The sequence below is a fragment of the bacterium genome, from assembly GCA_020444065.1.
Lineage (GTDB): Bacteria > Sumerlaeota > Sumerlaeia > SLMS01 > JAHLLQ01 > JAHLLQ01.
Genome location: JAHLLQ010000004.1, coordinates 329370 through 350351, shown reverse-complemented (window position 1 = coordinate 350351; position 20982 = coordinate 329370). Strand labels below are relative to the sequence as shown.

Annotated in this window: 12 protein-coding genes and 2 tRNA genes; 7 read left to right on the top strand and 7 right to left on the bottom strand. The window is 59.4% G+C overall.

Features of this window, described 5'->3' with window-relative positions; genetic code table 11:
- Positions 1 to 118: 118 nt before the first annotated feature.
- From KQI84_12615 to KQI84_12600, 4 genes are all read left to right on the top strand, one after another.
- Positions 119 to 994: a YicC family protein gene (locus KQI84_12615; protein ID MCB2155719.1), complete on the top strand. Its 876-nt coding sequence runs from the start codon at positions 119 to 121 to the stop codon at positions 992 to 994.
- A 3-nt stretch (positions 995 to 997) separates the two neighbouring features.
- On the top strand, positions 998 to 2272 hold the full coding sequence (locus KQI84_12610) for a radical SAM protein (protein MCB2155718.1): 1275 nt from the start codon (positions 998 to 1000) through the stop codon (positions 2270 to 2272).
- An 86-nt stretch (positions 2273 to 2358) separates the two neighbouring features.
- Complete coding sequence (locus tag KQI84_12605) at positions 2359 to 3081, top strand: HAD family hydrolase (GenBank protein ID MCB2155717.1); 723 nt, start codon at positions 2359 to 2361, stop codon at positions 3079 to 3081.
- A 27-nt stretch (positions 3082 to 3108) separates the two neighbouring features.
- Positions 3109 to 5163, top strand: coding sequence for a hypothetical protein (locus tag KQI84_12600; protein ID MCB2155716.1), 2055 nt, complete (start codon positions 3109 to 3111; stop codon positions 5161 to 5163).
- 111 nt (positions 5164 to 5274) lie between these two features.
- Here KQI84_12600 and KQI84_12595 read toward each other — a convergent pair whose 3' ends face one another.
- From KQI84_12595 to KQI84_12585, 3 genes are all read right to left on the bottom strand, one after another.
- Positions 5275 to 6204, bottom strand: a complete 930-nt coding sequence (locus KQI84_12595) for an ATP phosphoribosyltransferase (protein MCB2155715.1) — start codon at positions 6202 to 6204, stop codon at positions 5275 to 5277.
- Positions 6205 to 6362: 158 nt separating this feature from the next.
- Positions 6363 to 6440 (bottom strand) — tRNA-Asp (locus KQI84_12590).
- A gap of 26 nt (positions 6441 to 6466) precedes the next feature.
- Positions 6467 to 6543, bottom strand: a tRNA-Val gene (locus tag KQI84_12585).
- Positions 6544 to 6872: 329 nt separating this feature from the next.
- Here KQI84_12585 and KQI84_12580 point away from each other — a divergent pair.
- Both KQI84_12580 and KQI84_12575 read left to right on the top strand, forming a co-directional pair.
- Positions 6873 to 7262: a hypothetical protein gene (locus KQI84_12580; protein ID MCB2155714.1), complete on the top strand. Its 390-nt coding sequence runs from the start codon at positions 6873 to 6875 to the stop codon at positions 7260 to 7262.
- 88 nt (positions 7263 to 7350) lie between these two features.
- Positions 7351 to 8472 (top strand): response regulator, encoded by a 1122-nt coding sequence (locus tag KQI84_12575; GenBank protein ID MCB2155713.1) that lies wholly within the window; start codon positions 7351 to 7353, stop codon positions 8470 to 8472.
- Here the strand turns inward: KQI84_12575 and KQI84_12570 are convergent, their stop codons facing one another.
- From KQI84_12570 to KQI84_12555, 4 genes are all read right to left on the bottom strand, one after another.
- Entirely contained in the window at positions 8473 to 11826 is a 3354-nt protein-coding gene (locus tag KQI84_12570; GenBank protein ID MCB2155712.1) for a hypothetical protein, read from the bottom strand.
- Positions 11827 to 11879: 53 nt separating this feature from the next.
- Positions 11880 to 13430: a nicotinate phosphoribosyltransferase gene (locus KQI84_12565; GenBank protein MCB2155711.1), complete on the bottom strand. Its 1551-nt coding sequence runs from the start codon at positions 13428 to 13430 to the stop codon at positions 11880 to 11882.
- A gap of 93 nt (positions 13431 to 13523) precedes the next feature.
- Positions 13524 to 14588: a dipeptidase gene (locus tag KQI84_12560; GenBank protein ID MCB2155710.1), complete on the bottom strand. Its 1065-nt coding sequence runs from the start codon at positions 14586 to 14588 to the stop codon at positions 13524 to 13526.
- A gap of 41 nt (positions 14589 to 14629) precedes the next feature.
- Positions 14630 to 15991 carry a DUF1015 domain-containing protein gene (locus KQI84_12555; GenBank protein MCB2155709.1) on the bottom strand — a complete coding sequence of 454 codons (1362 nt, stop codon included), beginning with the start codon at positions 15989 to 15991 and terminating at the stop codon, positions 14630 to 14632.
- Between the two features lie 378 nt (positions 15992 to 16369).
- Between KQI84_12555 and KQI84_12550 the strand changes: the two genes are divergently transcribed.
- Positions 16370 to 20845, top strand: coding sequence for a formylglycine-generating enzyme family protein (locus tag KQI84_12550; GenBank protein ID MCB2155708.1), 4476 nt, complete (start codon positions 16370 to 16372; stop codon positions 20843 to 20845).
- Positions 20846 to 20982: the final 137 nt, after the last annotated feature.

Genomic DNA, 20982 nt, shown 5'->3' with positions numbered 1-20982 from the left:
GTCCCGGGGAGTTCCTCGGGACCGCTTTCATTTACAGCAAGTCCTTTCCCACAGGGCTTGCACTCCGCCGCCGGTTCGTTGACCCTGTTTCCACTTTGGCCCTGGAGGCATGCGCTCGATGAAAAGCATGACAGGTTTTGGCTCCGCAACGCGGGAAACGCCGTTCGGACGAATGACGATCGAGATGCGATCCGTCAACAGCCGCTTTCTGGATACGAATCTGCGCATTGGCGCGACGTTCTCGCATCTGGAAACGGCAATCCGCACGGCGCTTCGCAATCGACTGCAGCGCGGCAAGGTGGACGTGACGCTGCGTTTCGATCCGTCGGAGGAGTTGGTTCCAGCGGCGCGAATCAACAAGGTCTTGCTGAAACGACTGATGGCGGACGTTCAGGAAGCGGTCGAAGGCGGGGTGGAGATTCGTCCGGAGAGTCTTCTCTCTGTGCCCGGCGTCGTGCTGACTGCATCGGAATCGTCGATTCCAGAAGAAGCCGACAAGTCGGTCTTGGAAGTGCTGGACGAAGCGATTGACGGCCTGATCCAGGAGCGCAGCCGCGAAGGCGAATCGCTGCGCGAAGTCCTGCGCGAACACCATCGTCTAATGTCAGAGCGCACGCAGGAAATCACCACGGCCCGCGCAGAGGTTGTGCAGAAGTACCGCGAGAAACTGCTGCAGCGTATCGAGGAGTTGATGAACTCACAAGGCGGCACCGTGGATCCGGGGCGTCTGGAGCAGGAAGTGGTCTTCTTCGCCGATAAGGCGGACATTACGGAAGAGTGCGATCGGCTGGCAGCGCATCTGGAGCAACTGAAGGCACTGGTGGACAAGGATGAGGAGAGTGTCGGGCGTTCGTTGGAATTCCTGGCACAGGAGATTCTGCGCGAGATCAACACGATCGGTTCGAAGTGCCGCGACCTGGAGATCGCCCGCGCAGTTCTTGATCTGAAGCAGCAAGTGGAGTCTTGCCGCGAGCAACTAGCAAACGTGGAGTGACACATGCACGGCTGGGAAAACCTGAGGCCGGAGGATGTGGAGACAATCCTTGCCGGAATTGAGGCCGGCGAGGCGCTCGGAGGTCCCTATCACGTCGAGTTGGATCCGATCGACGTGTGCAACGCGGACTGTTTCTTCTGCAACAGTGTGGAGATTCGGAACGGCGCGATCTTGAAGTGGGATGTGCTGGAGCCGCGCGTTGACGAATGGATTGCCGGCGGCCTGCGCAGTGTGCGCCTGGCCGGCGGTGGCGAACCGCTGATCTATCCGCAGTTGCCGCAATTGCTCGATCGATTGGCAGAAGCGGATGTTGTGTTGGACAACGTGACGACCAACGGCATTCGATGCCGCGATAAGGTCCTCGAAGGGATGCTGAAGACGAAAGCGACGAACGTCTTCTTCAGCCTGAACTACTCGAACGCGAAGCGCTATGGCGAGTTCATGCGAATCGATCCGCGCAAGTTCGACGACATTGTGAAGAACATCCGGACGTACGACGCGGAGTTGCGGCGACTCGGAAAGCGCGACGAGACGCTGCTGCATGTGCAGTTCATGCTGCACCGTTCGACTATGGCGGACATTCCGGAGATGATCGAGTTAGCGATCGAACTGCCCGTGGACACAGTAGTCTTCCGCGCGTGCGGCTTGATTCCGGATAACGAGATCATCAGAACCGATGAAGAGAAGGCGCAGTTGCGCGATGCCCTGGAAGAGGTCGGAGAACGCAGCCGCGGCAAGCTCTGGCTGGAGATGGATCTGAGCTTCGTGGGAATGCAGGACTGGGCGAACAGCATTGTCGGTCCACTGCATGGCGCAGGAAAACCCGACCCCACGGTGTACTACGAGAAGCCGGGGACGATCGAATACTGCTACATCGGGTGGTACAGCATGCTGGTGCAGGGCACCGGCGACGTGCATCCGTGCTGCTTCCTGCTGCCGGACGAACGCGTCCCTTCGTTCGGCAATGTCAACGAATCGACGGTTCCGGAAATCTGGCAGGGAGAGATGTATCGCCGCCACCGCGAGGAAATGCGCACGGTCATGTTGATGCAGGCACGCACGCCGGGCCAAGGAAGACGGTTCCAGTGCACAGTCGAGCGCTGCTGGGGACACGACGATTGTATCCTGTCGAACAAGCTGGCCGATCCGGGGTTCTACCAACAGGCTCATGAACGGCTGGAGGCCCTGCGCAAACGTCCTGCGACGGCTGTCGCACGCGCAGTCAACCGGATCTCCCGCACTGCTATCGAAAAGGGACGCTCCATCGGACGTTCTTGATGGACGAGCCGCCCCGACTTTGGCTAGTTAGTCGGTTTTGGCTCGCGGGCCTGAGACTTCGAAGAAACTGAAAGATTGAACGACCAATGAAACTGCAGAACATCAAGGCTGTGTTGCTAGACGCGGACGATACGCTTTGGGAGAACAACAGCTTCTTTGTGCGCTCGCTGGAGTGGCTGTGCGGCGTCGGCCGGCGATTCGGATTCACCGATACGGCGATCGTCGAAATCATGCGAGAGCTGGAGTTGCGTCACATCCCGATGTATGGCTTCGGGTACGACTGCTACGAGCACTCGCTGATTCTGGCCGTCCGCCAGATTGCCGCGGCACGCCCCGAGATGTCGCACCTGCATCCTGGAATAAAGCAGCAGGCTCTGCAGTGGACGCATTTCCTGCGTCGGCATCCGATCGTGTTTCTTCCCGGCGTGGCGGAAACGCTGCCTTCGCTGGTAAAGCACTATCCGACGATCGTCGTAACCAAGGGAGACTATCACGATCAGATGTCGAAGGTTCATCGGTCGGGTATTCTGCCTCTGTTGCACGGCGTGGAGGTGGTACCAACGAAGAAGCCGGAGGAGTACACGGCCGTTCTGGAGAAGTACGACCTGGCCCCTGAAGATGTCGTCATGATTGGCAACTCCCCCGCCAGCGACATCAACAACGCGAAGCGCGCCGGCATGCGAACGATCTTCGTTCCGTATCACGGCACCTGGGAATTCGAGATGGAGCCGATTCTGCTCGAGGAACCGGAGACAATCGAAGTTCGAGACTTCAGTGCCCTCTCGCTGGTGCTGGATTTCGCGATCTAGCCCGCGGGGAAAGAGCCCCCTGCCCGCATGGAACATCAGGAACGCACGCGGATTCCCGCTTTCTGGGAACATCCTGCCTTCTGGTTGCTGATGGCTGTGCTGGTGCGTCTGATCTACCTCTTCGAACAAAGCGCAACGTCCGTGCTGTTCAGCCAGCAATTGCTGGACGAAGCGGAACTCGCTCGCACCGCGCGCGACTTGCTGAGTGGCGCAGGCTTCGGCCACGAGCCACTTTTCAAGGCACCGCTCTATCCGGTCTTCCTGGCCGCTGTCATGGCCGTCACGGGGAACGCCTGGTTCTTCGTCGTGCGATTGATCCAGCATGTGCTGGGCGCGTGCCTGGTGGGGATGGCGTGGGACAGCGTGCGGCGCATGCTGCCGCCGGGGCGCGAGACCCGCATCGCATCCGTCGCCGCAGCGGCTCTGCTGACATTCTACGGTCCACTGATCCGCCTGGAAGATCGACTGATTCTCGATTTCCTCGTCGTCTTTCTGCAGTCCGGATTGATCTGGGCGCTGATCGCAATGGCGACGGGTTCGGCGCCGGGGGCGGCGCGAAAGTGGGTTCTCGTGGCCAGCGTCTTCGCGATGCTCGCGTGGCTGACGCGACCAACCATCACGCCGGTGCTCCCGTTCATTGCGCTCTGGATTGTCGGCGTCGGTTTGCTCCCTCGCCATTGGAATTCACGCGCATTGCGGCGTCGCTTGATCAGCGCCGCGATCTTCGTATCGCTGCCTTTGATTGCGATGTTGGCCGTCGGCGCGCGCAACGCGAGCGTGGGTGGAGAGTGGATGATCTTGCCTTGGCAAGGCGGTTACAACTTCTACGAAGCAAACCGCCAGGGCGCGTCGGGCAAGTTCCTGGCGCAATCGGATTTCTCGATGGCGGAGACAGGTAATCCGACGCGTGAGCTTGCTCTCCGCGGCTTCCAGCAAGCCATCCAGCGCGGCGAAATCGAACCACCGGAGGAGCACTTCTTCTCGGCCATCGATTCGTTCTGGATGAACAAGGCGAAGGAGGATGTCCTCGATGCCCCCGGCGCGTGGCTCGGGCTGATGTTGCGCAAGGCGCTCTTCCTGCCATCGGAACGTGAGATCTTCAACTTCGAGTCCTACGAGATCCATCGCAATGCCTCGGTTATCCTGCGTTGGATGCCGTTCGATTTCGGTGTGCTATGGCCGTTTGCGCTGGCATCAATCGCGACGCTGGCTTTGCTCGCGCGGGGGCGCCGCCGATTAATGGCGCTGTGTTGGCTGTATGGCGGACTGCTGGGGGGAGCGATCGCGTTGTACTATGTCAGCGGTCGCCTGCGCATGCCTCTTGTCTTCCCGGCGGTGATTCTTGCTGCCGTCGGACTGGTGAAGAGCGCGACGCTCGTTCGCGATCACCGACATCGGCTGCTGGCCGTCGCGTATGTGGGATTGCTGCTGGTTGGTATCGGGATGTCGTGGGGCGACTGGTGGGGCGTTCGCAGCGAGAGCTTCCGTTACGCCGACTTCACGCGCATGAGTAACGCGGCCTTCCGCGCCGGCGATGCGCAGCGCGCACTCGAATACGCCGATGAGGCCGAAGTGGAGAGACCGGGCTACCCCGCTGTTCCGCAATTGCGCGGACAGGCTTTGTATGCGCTGGGGCGATTCGACGAGGCGGCCGATGAGTTTGAAAAGTCGATGGCCGTGATGCCCGCCGATCCTGTGGCGCCGTACAACCTTGGAGTCATCGAGTACTACGAACGCGACGATCCGGCAAAGGCGCTGCCACTCTTCCTGGAGGCAGTGAAGCGTCAGCCCTCGTACCATCAAGCCGCCTGGCGCGCGGCGATGGCATCGATGCGACTGGGCGATTGGGAACGGGCGCGAACGGTCCTCATGCCCTATCTGCGAAACGAAGCCGCAGATCCACCGCTGCTGCTGGCAACGGCGCTTGCCGCATGGCATTGTCACGTGGGCGCTGCGGAACGAGCAGCCGCGCTGCAGGCCTATGTGCAACGAGCTTCTGGCAAGAGCGGAGTCGAGGAGTTCCGCGCGGACCTGGAGCGCATGGAACTGTCACAGTGCCTGGGTGAATCGCCCGCCACTTGATTTCAACGAGGCGAACCCACGCGGTTCGGCCGCATTCCGTGGGCTTGAGCAAGGATGCTCAAGTCACTTCAACTGTCCATCTTGTGTGCTTTTTGAGGCAACCGCCCCAGATCAATCCACGATCTTGTTGAGTGGATACTCGATGATACCGGTCGCGCCGAGTTTCTTGAGCGCGGGGATCAGGTCGCGAACGAGGCTTTCTTCCATCACGGTTTCAACGGCGACCCAATCGGAGTTCATCAGCGGGCTGACAGTCGGGCTGGTGATCGCGGGAAGGCGTTCGATGATGGTGTCGAGCTTCTTGCCCGGGACGTTCATCTTCAGACCAACGCGGCCTTCGGCAGCGATGGCGGCCTGGAGGAGAAGGGCGATGGCCTCGATCTTCTCGCGCTTCCAGGGGTTCTTCCACGATTCGCGATTGGCCACAAAGACCGTCCACGATTCCTGAACGGTCTCAACGATTCGCAGGTTGTTTGCACGCAGCGAAGAGCCCGTCTCGGTGACTTCAACGATGGCATCGACCAGTTCCGGGACCTTGATCTCGGTCGCGCCCCAACTGAACTCGACGTTGGCCTTCACGCCGTTGCGGCGCAGATAATCCTTCGTCAGATTCACGGCCTCCGTGGCGATGCGCTTTCCTTGCAGGTCTTTCACGCTCTTGATCTTCGAATCATTGTGAACGGCGAGCACCCAGCGGACCGGGCGACGCGAGACTTTCGAGTACACGAGGTCGCACACACGGTGGACCTTGGCTCGGTTTTCCTTCACCCAATCGAGCCCAGTGAGGCCGCAATCGAACACCCCGTCGTCAACGTAGCGAGCCATCTCCTGCGCGCGGATCAGCAGCGCCTCGACTTCGGAATCGTCGCAGGATGCGCGATAGTTGCGGTCGCCCACGTTGAAGTTGAAGCCGGCCTTGCGAAAGAGCTCGAGGGTCGCAGATTGCAGACTGCCCTTCGGCAAACCGAGGCGGAGCACATGACCCTGGGCTTCGCCTTTGGACTTCGCGGACTTGGATTGGCGAGCTTTTGATGCGGTCATGATGATCTCCTCTGAGGTTAGTCGTGCCGGTGCGGCCTTTGTGAGTGCGAGCGGAGCCCCCCCTCGATCAAGGGAAAAGGGCGTTTATGTCTTTGTAAATCGTGAGTTTGGCAGAAAAAAGCAACCGGCCCTCGGAATGAGGGCCGGTTAGAAGTGGGTGGCGGGAGCGACGAGACTCGAACTCGCGGCCTCCGGCGTGACAGGCCGGCGCTCTAACCAAACTGAGCTACGCCCCCGCAAATCTGTGAACTGCCTTGGGCTGTGGTGGGCGGAACAGGAATCGAACCTGTGACCCCCAGCTTGTAAGGCTGGTGCTCTAACCAGCTGAGCTACCCGCCCGCCGCCAGAGGCATCAGCCCCAAGCAGGTCCGCACTCTGCTCAGGACCCCCTGTCGCGTCAAGCGCGAAATGCAGGTTTTTGCAATCTTTATGACAGGGGCTGGAGCGGCTGTTTTGCCCCCCCGCGAATCCCGCTGAAATTCCCCCAGGAATGGAAACGCTTCATTTATTTTCACCTCCGTCAAACCCATCGCTTCGCCCGAACCCGTTGACAACAGAGCCAGGAGAGCGCTGGAATCGGACTGCATCGTCATTCCGGTTACATCCTGCCGGAGGGGCGCTTTACTTTGGGACCGAGGGATCGTATGCCGACAACAGGAGCACGCCGGATGGCCAGCCGTCATGACATCACGACTGAAGTGATGCTGAACATCATCAACCCGGAAGAGACCTTCACGCCGAAGTTCGTGAATGCGGAGCTGCAGGAGATTTCCGAGAAGGCCATTCGACTGCGCACGCACGAGCTCGACAAGGACGAATGCGAGAGTCTGTTGAAGACACGCTACCTGGCGAAGATCACGCTTGGAGCGTCGTTCCTGCCGAAGCCGCTCAGCTTGAAGGCGGATATCTTCTGGGCGAAGTACGTTCCAGCCACGGCCACCACGCCGCACAGTTCGGATCTTGGATTCAACCTTCGTGCGCCGGAGGAGATGGATCGCATCGCACTTCGGCTGCTGATCCGAACCCTGGATGAGATCAAGGCAAACCAGACCAAGTGAAGTAATTGGGATTCGGGACGAAGAATACTCTGGCAGCAGGTGAATCGGACCGCGCGCGGCCGAACACTCTCAAGGGGCTCTTTCGCCGATGGATCGCCGAATACTAGTCATCGATGACGAAGAACGATTGGCCGAGAGCCTGGCGGAACTTCTGCGTCAGGAAGGCTACCAGGTGGATTGCGCCGTGGGCGGACGCGAGGGGCTGGATCGCATTCGCAAGGGCGAGTACGATCTGATCATCACGGACCTGCGCATGCCGGAAGTCGATGGCTTCACGGTCATGGACTACGTTGGAAAGAAAAGCCCCGACAGCGCTCTGATCGTCATCACTGGGCACGCTTCGACCGAATCCGCCATCGAGGCTATTCACCAGCGCGTTGCCGACTACATTACAAAGCCATTCGAACTGGATTTCCTGATCGCATCGATCGAGAAGGTCTTTGCGCAGATCGAGACGGAACGGCTGCGTGAAGACATGATGCGTATGATCACGCACGATATCAAAGTGCCGTTGAGCAGCATCATCGGATACGCGCGATTCCTGGTCGATCGCAAGACGGGCAAGGTCAGCGAGAACGTACCCGAGTACAGCGAGAAGATCATCCTCAACAGCCAGAAGATTCTCGGCCTGCTTGAGAACTACCTGACACACGCCCGATCGGAAAGCGGACGCCTGGAAATCCACGCGCAGCCGATGCGACTGGAAGATGCAGCGAACGAAGCAGTGAAGTTACTGTCTGCGGAATTCCGTCGGCGACGGATTGAGTTGCAGGCCGAGGTCGCACCTCTGGACGGCCTGTTCTATGGGGATGAGCCGTTGATCTTTCGTGCGATCTCCAATCTTCTGAACAACGCCGCGAAGTACACGCCGAACGATGGGTGGGCGACACTGAGCCTGAGGCGAACGCAGAACGAGAAGGCCGGCGAGTGCGTGATCCTGGAGGTCCAGAACTCGGGGCCGGGGATTCCGGCTGATGAGATCCCGAACGTGTTCGATCGCTACTCGCGCGCGTCAGCCGCAAAGGGCATCGAAGGCTCCGGTCTCGGCCTGTACGTGGTTCAACACGTCGCAAAGGCGCACGGCGGTTGGGCAGAATGCCAGAGCGTCGAGGGGGAATGCACGACATTTCAATTGATCCTGCCCTGGCCGGGCAAGATCAAGCCGCAACGTGCCGATCTGTTCACGCCGACGCCGTGGCCGATCCACTGATCAGCGCAAGTACCATCCCGTTCTCAACATCGACAGGTCCAGGACAACAACGCGTCCATTGCGATAGCCAATGGCCAGGTCGGTTCCGTGCGCCTCGATTGCAGCAATCATCGATGGCCGCATGGGATCGAGTAACCACATGTGCCGCAGGGTGATGTCGAGGTTGTCCTCAACGAAGAAGAATCCAATGTCGCCGTCCGAATCTGCGACAGCCAGAAGATGATCGTTCAGCCAGGCAACGTCCTCAGCATGATCGAAGCCGAAATGCTCATCGCGCGAGTCCAAAACGGCCCCGTCTGCATCGAGCGTGTAGATTGAGAAACCGCGCCTGTTCCGCGCCACGGCCAGGTGATTGCCGGAGGGAGAAAGGTCGCTGCGCCAGAAACGCTGGCCCGCAATGTCCTGCGTCACTGTGCCGTCGGACGTAGCGTTATAGATGCCTTGGTCCACGTTCAGAAAAGTGAGTCGCTCATCGGTGAACGAGCCGATGATGCTTTGCGCCTGATCGCCGGTGGAGATGATCGGCCCGGAAGTGAACTCGCCGCTCGATGAGTCGCGCGTCAAACGCCGCAAGCCCCATTCCGACATTGTCATCCAGTAGGTATTCTGGCCGGCGGGCACAATATCGTAGCCTGCACCAGTGTAACGTTCGAATCCAGGCACAAACGATGAGAAGGTGAGATTGTAGACACCAAGGCCGCGCGCTCCATCCGCCATCAACAGCAGATTGTTGTCTTGGAATTCGACACGCTGTGTGTTCTGAAGACCGGGCTGGGAAACAAACTGGCCAAGCTCGTCGACGAGCAGCGTCGTCCATCCCGCCGCGATCGCGATGCGATTTCCCACCGGGTTGATCGCAATGTCGTAGACAGGAGAGTTCGCGTAGGTGTTGTCGAAGACCTTCGTCGGATCGAATGTCATCGCTGGAGTGGAGATGCTTGACAGGAATCCATCGACGGATCCGGTCGGCATTCGCCATGCAAACCAGTCGCCGGGATGGAGAATGAAATTCGCTTCCCGTCCGTCAACGATCAGATTGTCTCTGCCAGTAATCTCGGTGAGTTCCGTTTGTGAATCGGTGAAGTGCAATGTCGCGGCCAGGTCCCCACGCGTCACCATCGAGACGAGAAAGAGAACCGAGCCGCCATCCGGATGATCCGCCACCGTTGCCAGGACGTTGCTGTTCCCCGTGAGAATCTCGGTATGATTGCTAAGGGAGAGCAGTTCGTCGGTCGCCGCTTCGATGCGCGCATTCTCTTCGCGCCAGATGTCCGCTTCGGGCAAGGGGTTCAACTCGCGTGTTCGCAGTCCTTCCACGCCGCCAATCTGGTAGTAGGCGAAGAGCACGTAGCCGGTGCCGCCGTGGGCCATCGTTATTCCGATCAGCGCACGCGTCGCCTCTGGAGTCGGCGACCTCCAATACTCCGGTGTCGAGAAGACCTGGGGCCAGGCCCAGTACTCGCGATTGCGTTCGCGTGCGAGAGCGACTTGCTCATTCACATGAGCCGAGTACGTGGCGAGCCCTTGATCCATGTTGTACATGTCGACCGACCATGGATAGATGTCCGTCATGTGGATGATCGGCTTGATTGTGTCCCATTTGTCGGCACTGGCCGCCGCATGCCAGATGATCATGAAGGGGCGCTTCCACGCGGGTATTGCACCCGCAATGTCATGCGCCGCGGCGGCACGTTGCGTGTCCAGGTCTGTGAAAGGCTCGTCGATCTGATAGTACCCGAACGCCCACGGGCTTTCGAGCGCCACACCAAGTTTCTGGTTTACGAGATCGATGTAGTCTGCGCGATTGAAGCCGGTCGCGCGTGGCAATTCCTTCAGCGCGTTATTCACATCGAGATTGGCTGGCAGGAAGGGGAACTCGCGGCGGGCACAGGCTTCGACAATTGCCGGCCATTGGTCCTCCCACGCCCAAATCACGCCGAGATTGAAGCCGTCCGCCTGGGCCGCAGCAATGATGTCCGAGGCACGATCGGCGGTCAGGTTTTGCTCATTCAACATCCACAGCCAAACCCCGCGCCCGACGACGTCCGTTGTGAAGGCGTCGTTGTCCGCAACGGCGAGATCATCGTGCAACGTGAAGGGGCGATCGATGATCACGTTTGTGCCAGACGCATTGGCTAGCTTAAAGCGCGCTGTGTACTCCCCTGCCGCTTGTCCGTCGCCACTCCACTCTGCCGTTCCGACTCCCCGGTCTAGCAAAAGAGGGACGGAGTCGACCAATGCGTCCGAACCATTTCGGATTTCAACGGTCCCACTGTCGATCTGGCGAGGCCAGACAGCGATCAGCTTCAGCATCGGATTCGCCGAATCTACGTGCGGGAAATACGCTGGCGGAAAGACCGTCGTGGAGCCGCGGCTGAGGTCATCGATCAACAAATTGCCCGGCCCAGCGTTCTCAAAAGCGACGGTTGATGCCGCAACATTCTCGCGATTCCCAAGGGACACGAGAAAGCGGCCGGCAGATGTCGCAACGGCGACCGTGTACGATGAAGGGCTGCCCTGCGGTGAACCATCGGCCGCGAGCCATTCTTCCCGAGTTGAGAGGGTTGTCGCTTCATCTTGGGCCCGTACGATTCCGGCAAGGAAATACTCCTGCCCATCGAACATCGCTGCGGCGAATTGAGCAGCGCGACCTCCGACGCCCAATTTCAAGGCCTGCGACCCCACAAGCGAATCGGTCGTCAGTGCAGCGTCGCCTTCGAGCACCCAATGCTCGGTGTCGACTTCGAAGCCGCCGTTCTCAAGACCTTCGTCGAGCAGAAGTGCATCATCGGCGTCGATCCATTCGCGATCGCTCGCTCCGCGAACGCGCAACTCGAGTTCCGTGTAGCCAGGCAGGATCGGAATCGGTGCGAAAACGCGCGTGAACTTGGTGCCGACTGACGCGCGAGTTGTGTAGGCCTGGCCGTTTGTCCCGTCCCACTGGACCGATTGCAGTCCAGCGCGTTCGAAACCGGTCTCTCCACGCGCAAGGTATGAGAATGTCACATGCTGGTCCGCTGCGGGCTGCGTGAAGCGCTGCTCGTAGAATGACGAAGCATTCACGCGCACGTAGCGATTGCCTTCCTCTTCCAATAGGATAGGCGCAATTCGCTTGTTCCATCCGACAGGCTCGCCGGCGGCGATCGATTGGAAACCTGGATTGGCGAAGTCGCCGGCGCGCCCGAACCAAAGCAAATCGGCATCGCGCACAAAGCGCGTCTCCTGCCCCGATTCGCCGAGGATGTCGCCGTGTGGATTCGCGGTCGGTTCCCACTCAAGCGGCTGAGCAAGGCATGCCGTCAGGAAGAATACGCTGAACAAACCAGTCAGGATCAGGCGCATAGCGTTCCCCATGATTCAACTCTGTGAAGTATCAGACTTCGGTTCCGCTTCGGCAACAACCCGAGTCAGCCTGACATACGGAACTGGCGAATGAGACGCTGCTTCTCGGCCATCAGTTTCTCCGAAAGGGAGACGTGATACGTATACGGATTGATGAATCGCTTCACGCCAAGGTCCAGGCGTTCCAGGTCCGCGTCGCGGCGCTCGCGAATATCGCCGAGTGGCGGGGTTTGATAAACGCGACGCCCCTCGCGCAGCACTTCGACGTGCAGAGGCTCGATCTCGTCCAGTTCCGCCTTCGGGATCACGCGCTTGGTGTCGTATTCCACGGGATGCCGCAGAACGAGAGGCTCCATCACGTTCGGATCTTCATCGTGGAACGCGAGGAGGTCGGCCGTTGCCTTGTCGCGCTTGTCGTACAGGCGCCAGATCTTCTTGTAGCCTGGGTTCAACGTCTTGGCAGGCGTCTCTGACAACTTGATTGCCGGCGTCCACTCGCCGTCGCGTTCAATCGCGACCAGTTTGAACACACCGTCCAGGGCCGCATCGCCGCGGGATGTGATCATCCGCGTTCCCACACCATACACGAGCCGCCGGATGATGCGATCGGCGCTCATGCCCTGGCCAGGGGCTTCCTCCTCAATCTGATTCAGGATCTGAACCAGCGCCATCTCGTCCAGCAAATTGGAGAGCACGATCTTCACATCCGGGAAGCGCGCCTGGTCCAGCATCTTGGCCGATTGCACCGCGAGGTGCGCGAGGTCGCCGGAATCGAGTCGCACGCCAAAGGGCTCGTGCCCTTTCTTGCGCAGTTCCTGAAAGACCGTGATGGCGTTTGGAATGCCGCTGCGTAGCGTATCGATCGTGTCCACCAGCAGCAGGCAATCGTCCGGATAGACGTCCGCGTAGGCGCGGAAAGCAGCCAATTCACCTTCGCCGACGGCCATGAAAGCCTGCACCATGCTGTGGGCGTGCGTGCCTTTTGGGGGAAGCCCCAACGCGCACGAAACTCCAGTCGCTGAAGTAAAGTCTGCTCCGCCGATCAATGCAGCGCGAATGCCTGCGTTTACGCCACGATCGTGGCCACGCCGCATGCCAAACTCGAGCAACGTCTGGCCCCGTCCGGCCGCGCGAATCCGGGCAGCCTTTGTCGCGATCAGCGTCTGGTAATTGAGCATGTTAAGGAGCGCAGACTCCAGAATCTGCACTTTCGCAAGCGGGCCACAGACGACCGTCAGGGGAACGTTCGGATGGACGACGCGCCCCTCGGGAATCGCCATCATCGAGAGCCCCTCGAAGTTGCCCTCCTTGCGCAGCCAATCGAGGAAGTCGTCCTGGAAGACGCGCTCGCCGGTGCGCCCCTTCTGCGCACGCAGACACTCGATATCTTCATCGCGGAACCGGGCCGTCCGCATCCAATTCAGCAACCAATCCAGCCCTGCATTGATGCAAAATCCCGCCTGGTGCTCGCCGTAATCGGGGTTCTTGCGATAGAAGTGATCGAACTGGACGTTTGTGTCGTGCATGCCCATCCGAAAGAAGAGCTGCGCCATGGTCAGTTGATACTGATCTGTGAAGAGAATGCCTTCAGCAAGCCTCTGCTGGTCGGGCTTCATGCGGATTGCCTCCGTGATTGAAACTGAAGCGGCTGCGAGAACCACCAATCCCACTTTCACCATGGCGGGAAGTACCGCCGGTGCGCAAGAGGATCAAGCCCGGGCGGGATCGGGAGGCTGCCAGGTGGAGGCGAAAATCCGGCGCCAATTGAGGTGGCAGACGCGTTGGAGCTCATCCTCGGTGAATCCCGCACCGCGGAGGGCTTCGACCAGTCGGGGGAGCCCGGCGACGTCGCCTAACTCCTCGGGAATCTGCGTCCCATCGAAGTCCGACCCGAGGGCGACATGGTCGACTCCGGCTCGTTCGGCCACATACGCGACGTGACGAACAATCTCGGCAATCGGGGCATCGGCGGTCACATCGCCGTCGCTGCGGAGCATCGAGCAAGCGTATGGAATCCCGATCAGTCCCTTGGAGGCAGCGACGGCGCCGATCTGTTCATCCGTCAGATTTCGAGTTGAGGCGCAGAGCGCATGAGCCGCGGAGTGCGAAACGACGAGCGGCGCGTTGGAGAGCTCTGCGAGGTCCCAGAAGCCGCGTTCATTCAGGTGGGCGGCATCGACGACAATCCCAAGCTCATTGCAGCGCCGGACAAGCGCCCGACCAGCCGCCGAGAGGCCCGGACCAATTTCCGGTGAGAGAGGATACCCGAACGGGACGCCATACGCGAAGTCATTCGGACGACTCCACACGAGCCCGAGCGAACGCAGTCCCATGCGATAATAATCATCGAGCAGTCGAAGTTCGAGATCGAGGGCTTCGGCCCCTTCGAAGTGCAGAACCATTGCGAGTTGATCGGCGGCCAGGGCCTCGTCGAAGTCGGCGATGTCGCGGATCAGGCGCACGCGATCGCCCGCCTGTTTCAGAAGCCCCCAAAGGCCTTCCAGCACATTATCCGTCTCGGCGCGGGCGATCTCATGCGGGATCTGGTCCAGGTCATCGACACGATAGCCGCCTTCGAAGGGGCTGTATCGATCCCGGGGGGATGCTCCGTGAGAAATGAAGATGGCGAAGATTCCGCCGCAGTAGCCGCCCTCGCGGGCACGCGGCAAATCGATGTGACCGGCGGCATTGCGTGCGAAGAAGTCATGCGGCTCGTTCACGCGAGGTCCAAATATCCGCGTGAGAGTGTCGCAGTGCCCGTCGAAGACCTTCATGCGAGGCCCCTGTCTGGAGGGCGAAACCGGCTGTCAGTCTCTTAGCCGAATCCGACGTTCAAGTCGCGCACGACCATGCCGCAAGGCAACTTCGGCTCGAAGTCCGTGGAACGATGGGGAAGCAGCTCGCCGTTCTCGGCAATCGTCAGCATCTCATCCTTGCCGACGGCGTTCGTGAAGAACGCAACACAGCCCTTGCGCCGGGCGAGCAGTCGGAGCGCCGCACCGATGTCCGTGCGATAGAAGACGTCATCCTCGTCCAGTTCCACCTCCGGATTGCCGATCCAACCGCGCGAAATGACGAAGCGATGAAGAATCACGACGTCCGTGCGCTTCATATCCTCGGTCATCGTCTCTTCTTCGATCATCTCGTGGATGTCGGCATCCTTGCGGAGCGAGAGCTGCCAGGCGCGGCCGTTGGGAAGCACCATGGCGAAGCGCGTCTTGATCGTCTTGGTCGGGCTGATCTTGTCCTTGATGGTCGAGGTCGACTTCTCAACGTCTTCCATATCGAGCTTGAACTCGCTCGTCGTGAAGTACTCCTCGATGTCCTCGAGAATCTCGTCGATCTCGGTATCGGTGCCCAGTTCGCGGGCCAGAACGCGATGCACCGGCTGTGGGAAGAGAGTCTCGTCCTCGGCGCGCTGCAGATACATCATCGTGAAATCGTAGGGCTGGCGGCCGTCGCGGCGGCCGGTCATGTCGCGCATCTCATCGCGGAACTTCAGGGCAGTTTCGTAGCGATGGTGGCCGTCTGCGATGATGAGGCGCTTCGGCTTCATCGCTTCGTGAATGCGAAGAATGGGGTCCTTCTTGTGCATCATCCAGATGCGATGCTCGTTGCCGGCGTGATCCGTGAAGCTCTCGATCGGCTCCTTCTTCTTCATAATCTCTTCGAGGACGTTGTTCACGTCCTGCTCGGGATCGCGATAGAGCACATGGATCGGGCACGTATTGACCTGGAGCGTGCGCAGCAAGCGAAGGCGATCGTTGCGGATGCTCTCGAAGGTCTCCTCGTGGGCGCGGATCTTGGCACTGCGGAAGTCCTGCAGCTTCACCAGCGCGATAAACCCAATCCGGCGGACCGGATCTTTGCGCCCTTCGATGTGCATGGTCTCTTCATGCACGTAGAAGCACTTGCGCTGCTCGTCGACGAGAAGCTGGCGCGCCTTCCACTCGCGATAGCACTCCGCCGAGCGCGTGTAGCGGTTGTTCGACTCGTCGTCGCTGGCGGCCTCGTGGCCCAGCACCAGGCGCACGATGTTGTAAGCGTGCCGGTCGTGGAGCTCTCGCTGCACGGGAGGGGTGATCGCATCGAAGGGCGGACAGATCACGTCCGCCAGGTTGATGTTTTCTTCCTTGGTGGCAAAGCGGGTGCCGGCGAACGGGAGAACATCGGCCATGGAGAGAAGTCCCTTTCTTTCAGCCCGGTGGCTCGGAATCGAGGGGGCGCTGCCCGGGGGAGATCGCCTCCCAGTGCGAGCGGGGCGGAAGGCTGCCTAAGCCCCCGGAAGGCTGTCAACGTCGAACCCGGAGATATTTCGCCGGATATTGATGGAAAAAGAGTTGGAAGCGCGCTCCGGGGGAGGCGGCGCCATATGGACGAAATGCACGATTCGACGCATGTTTGTCTTGCACCCAACGTAAACCTGTGTAAATAGAATGGGTGTAGTGAGGAGCCTGGGAGGTGCGCCGTGAGAACTTCGTTGAAGACTCTTTCGTGTTGGTCTGCATTTCTACCGATCATTCTGACCTGTTTCAGCCTCTGCCCAAGATCGGCATTGGCTCAGGAAACCGAATACAATTTCTGGGGCGACAGCGAAGGCTGGCAACCGTACGCTGTTCCGCCGTTCAGTTCACCGGAATTCGATAACGTCCCCGGCGCTCCTGGCTCCCTGGATATCATCACAACTTCAAACGACGGGCAGGTTGGTGTCTGGGAATCGCCGGCGTTTCAGTTGGTGAGTCCCGAAGCGGAGGCCGATCGCGACGATACCTACAAGATCGACGTGGGACGCGTGGATGGCACGGCGGTCCTGAAGGCAACCTTCCGAATCACCTCTGATCTGGAAGACGCGCGGCTGGTGCCGGAGATTCGGTTGCGTACGACGGCCGAGAACAGCCAGCAGGCTGAGGTTTACTCAATCGTCTCGATGGGCGATGCGGCGTACTCTCCCGGCAGACTTCCTCGGGAGTACACCCTCTATTTCAGTCCCCCGACAAACAGCCCCATCTTCCGCGCGGAGTTCGATCTCCTGAACTTCGATCCGAACGACTCACCCGACGCCAGGGTGCGCCTGGAGAGGTTTCAGATGGAGGTCATGAATCCATCAGATCTGTCGTCTCCGCGACTCGAACAAACCTACGAGTTTCTTGGCGATACAGATGGTTGGCACACCTTCACAATGCACGAGTACTTCTCCAGCCCGCACTTTGGATTCGATGCAACGCTGGGTCGGGCAAGCATGGAGGTCGCCGATCGCCAGGGGTTCCAGTTCGGGTTCTGGGGCTCCACTCTCCAGCAGGAAAACAACATCACAATCGAACCCAATCGATTGTACTTCGCCGATTTCACGGTAGGCACGGACATCGAAGACAAAGATCTGGTGCCCGGCTTTCGGCTTCGCTTGAATGAATCGAGATTCCGTGCGTGTCAAACCACCGTTATTTCCTCGACCGGTTGGGCGCAGAACACGCCGACGATCGATGCGCCGAAGACCTACCGGGTCTTCTTCCCGCCAAACGTGGGGGTCGGCTCCCAATTGGCGTGTTCTTTCGATATCCTGGCCGACCCCGAGCATGAATTCGTCAAGATTGGCGGCTCCATCTTCCTTGAAGACGTCAAAATCTACTCGGTTCCGTCTCGGGATATTGTCCTGATGCTGCCGGGCAATCTGCCCCTGGAGATGGTGCGGATTCCTGCCGGCTCGTACTGGATGGGGTCGCAGGATGACGAGCGCAGCCGCAGCCCAGCCGAGGGTCCGCTGCACTTGGTGACGATTCCGCGCGATTTCTACATGAGCAAGTACGAGGTGACCTGGAAGCAGTACCTGAATGTCGCGGGCATCCCTTACGCAACGGACTACCGGATGCCCCGATCCTATGTCGACTACGAGAACGTCCAGGACTTCATCGAACTCCTGAAAGGCTACATGGAAGTCACAGGCCAGGATACTGTCATCCCAAGGCTTCCAACCGAAGCGGAGTGGGAATACGCCTACCGCGCGGGGACGAATTCGCGATTCTACTTCGGCGACTCCAGAAAGCCAAATGACGAATGCGATCTGGACTTTGGGCGTCACGCATCCATGTGGTTCTGTGGAAATGCTCCGTCGGATGGAGGCATTGAGATCGGCCTGAAGGAACCGAACGCATTCGGTCTCTACGACATGGCGGGAAACGTCTTCGAATGGGTTTCTGATGACTATCACACGGACTACAACGGAGCCCCGAATGATGGAAGCTCATGGGAAGAGGGAGGGGAACTGAAGGTCATTCGAGGAGGATCATTCGCGACAAAGGCAAAGGCCAATCGGGCCGCCGCGCGTCAGGCCTTCCCAATCGATGGCTACGCACCGAACCTGGGCATTCGCCTGGTGGGAGAGATTGTCCCCGGACCAGATGAGACTCCGATTTCCACGCCCACTCCGGCGCCAACACCCACCCCCATCGAACCCATCGACGAAACCGATCCGGAGGTTGAAACGCTGACCATCATGCTTCCCGGATCTGTTCTATTGAACCTGAAGCTGATCCCGGCCCGCTCATTCGAGATGGGATCACCGGAAACAGAAAGAGGCCGTTGGCGCTCCGAATCGCCGCTTCATACGGTCAATCTCGCGAAGAACTACTACATCGGAGAAACCGAAGTGACGCGCCTACAGATGAAATCCCTGTTAGGTCCCGCATGGGGAGGGGATGGCGATCTGCCGGCAACATGCGTTTCACTTGATGAAACCGAGGAGTTTATCACGGCGCTGAATCAGCACATCGCATCCACGGGACAGGAGCCGATCACGGTCCGGCTGCCAAGCGAAGCCGAATGGGAGCACGCCTGCCGCGCCGGCACTCAATCCCGATTCTACTTCGGCGATTCGCTGGCAGTCGGCGACGAATGCGAAATCACTGTGCCGCGAGTCGAGAACATGTGGTATTGTGGAAATGCAAACTCGCTGAGACCAGTGGGCTCCCGGGCGCCGAATTACTTCGGCCTGTACGATATGTCCGGCAGTGTGTATGAGTGGTGCGAGGATGATTTTATTGACGACTACGAAGGCGCGCCGACCGACGGCAGCCCCCGATATACGGACGGTTATTATGTCGGGAAGGTCCTTCGAGGTGGCTCATACGCTGCGGAGGCCGCTCGCTGTCGATCTGCTTCTCGGATGGCATATTATGATGCCTCGAGCGGGAATCAACGGGGCTTCCGAATCGCCGCGGATCCTGCTCCATGGGCCGTGGTGACCCCGATCCCTTCACCCACTCCGATCCCGTCGCCGACGCCGTCGCCGTCGCCTTCCAGGTCCCCAACTCCGCCGCCGACGCCGACACCAGCGCCGCGGGATATTCTTGAGGATTTTTCAGGCTACTGGGGGGGCACGGAGGGCGAGACTGCCCATCTCTACTATGACAATGGATTCGAGGGCAATGGGATCGGATTCGAGTCAACGACAGCAGACTACGATTCCTCTACGACTGCCGTGGCATATGATCCGAACCTCTCTGGTTACTTGAGAGAATTATCCTACTGCTGCTACATCACCGACAGTCGCGACTACCTCTTCGCGTTTGCAGTGAGGATAGACTCCTGGGTGACTGATCCAAACAGCAGTACCAATATTCCCCTGCCATCGGCGATGCAGGATGACTCAGTGTACTACCGTGGCGACTTCGCCCTAAATCTGCGCGGAGCCCAAGGAGACCTCACACTGAGTCCGATTCCCGATATCGGCTATGGCGGAGCCGGGTACACTGGAGGCGTCGTTCTTCCCGCCGCCGGTTCAGTCTGGGCGGGCGACGGCCAGTGGCACCATATCATCGTTCGGAAGTCCATGGAGTTGTATAGGAACTCCGAAATCTATGTCTACGTCGATCCTCCGAACCGGTTCAGTCCTCCGATCTTCTCAGAGGTCGGCTTTGAAAATGGACTTGCATACACGTACCCATACGGCTGGTTTATGGGTGAATACGAATACGAGTCGATCGGAGTTGGAGCATCGATTGTTATCGACAATGTTGGATTCTTCGATGTCTGGTGGGGTGATGCGGGACTGAGCGACAGCCTCGGTCGGGTATTCGAGAGGTATGCCCATCTGAACGAAATGACGACCCCGGCGCCAACGCCATCCCCCACGCCTTCGCCAACACCGTCTCCCACGCCTTCTCCATCCCCAACGCCAACTCCATCCCCGACGCCGACGCCGCGAGATATCGTCGAGGATTTCTCAGGCTACCTTGGAGGCACCGCTGGCGAGACTGCCAATCCTATCTATGACATTGGATTTCAGGGCAATGGGATCGGCCTCGAAGCGACGGCAGCCGACTACGACTCCTCTACGATTGCAGTGGGATATGACCCTGATCTCACGGGTTATTTAGTAGAACTCTCCGTGGTCTCCCATGTGACCAACAGCAGTGACCGCCTGTTCTCATTTGCAGTGAAAGTAGAATCCTGGGTTGCAGACGCAGACAGCAGCACAAATGTTCCACTGCCCTCGGCGATGCAGGATGACTCAGTGTACTACCGTGGGGACTTCGCTCTGAATCTGCATGGAACCACGGGAGATCTTCGGTTGGATCCAGTGGAAGATGATGGCTACGGAGGAGCTGGATACACGGGAGGCATCGTCGTTCCCGCCGCCGGTTCGAATTGGGCCGGCGATGGCCAATGGCACCACATTATCGTCCGGAAAATCATGCAACCGGATGAGGATTGCGAGATCCATGTCTACGTCGATCCTCAGAACCGATTCAGTCCTCCGGACTTCTCAGAGGTCGGTTTTGAAAATGGACTCGCCAACTTGTACCCATACGGCTGGTTCATGGGTGCATACGAATACGCCTCGAACGGACCGGGGGCATCGATTGTTATCGACAATGTTGGATTCTTCGACATCTGGGGGGGCGATGCAGGTGTGAGTGACAGCCTCGGTCGGGTATTCGACACGTGTGCCCGTCTGAACGAAGTTACGTCGCGGTCTGCGGCAGAGAGACCAATCGCTCGACCGCTGGCGGGGGCGGTGCCAATGCAGCAGTAAGACCAGCCCGCCGATCTGCCAAACCTGAAGCGGCCTCAATGCCATCCGCATTTGCAACGCGGATGGCGTTGGCGTGCCGACAAAGCCATTGACGCCCGGGAAGAGGGTCCCCACGATTTAGTCTTGAATGGCTGCGT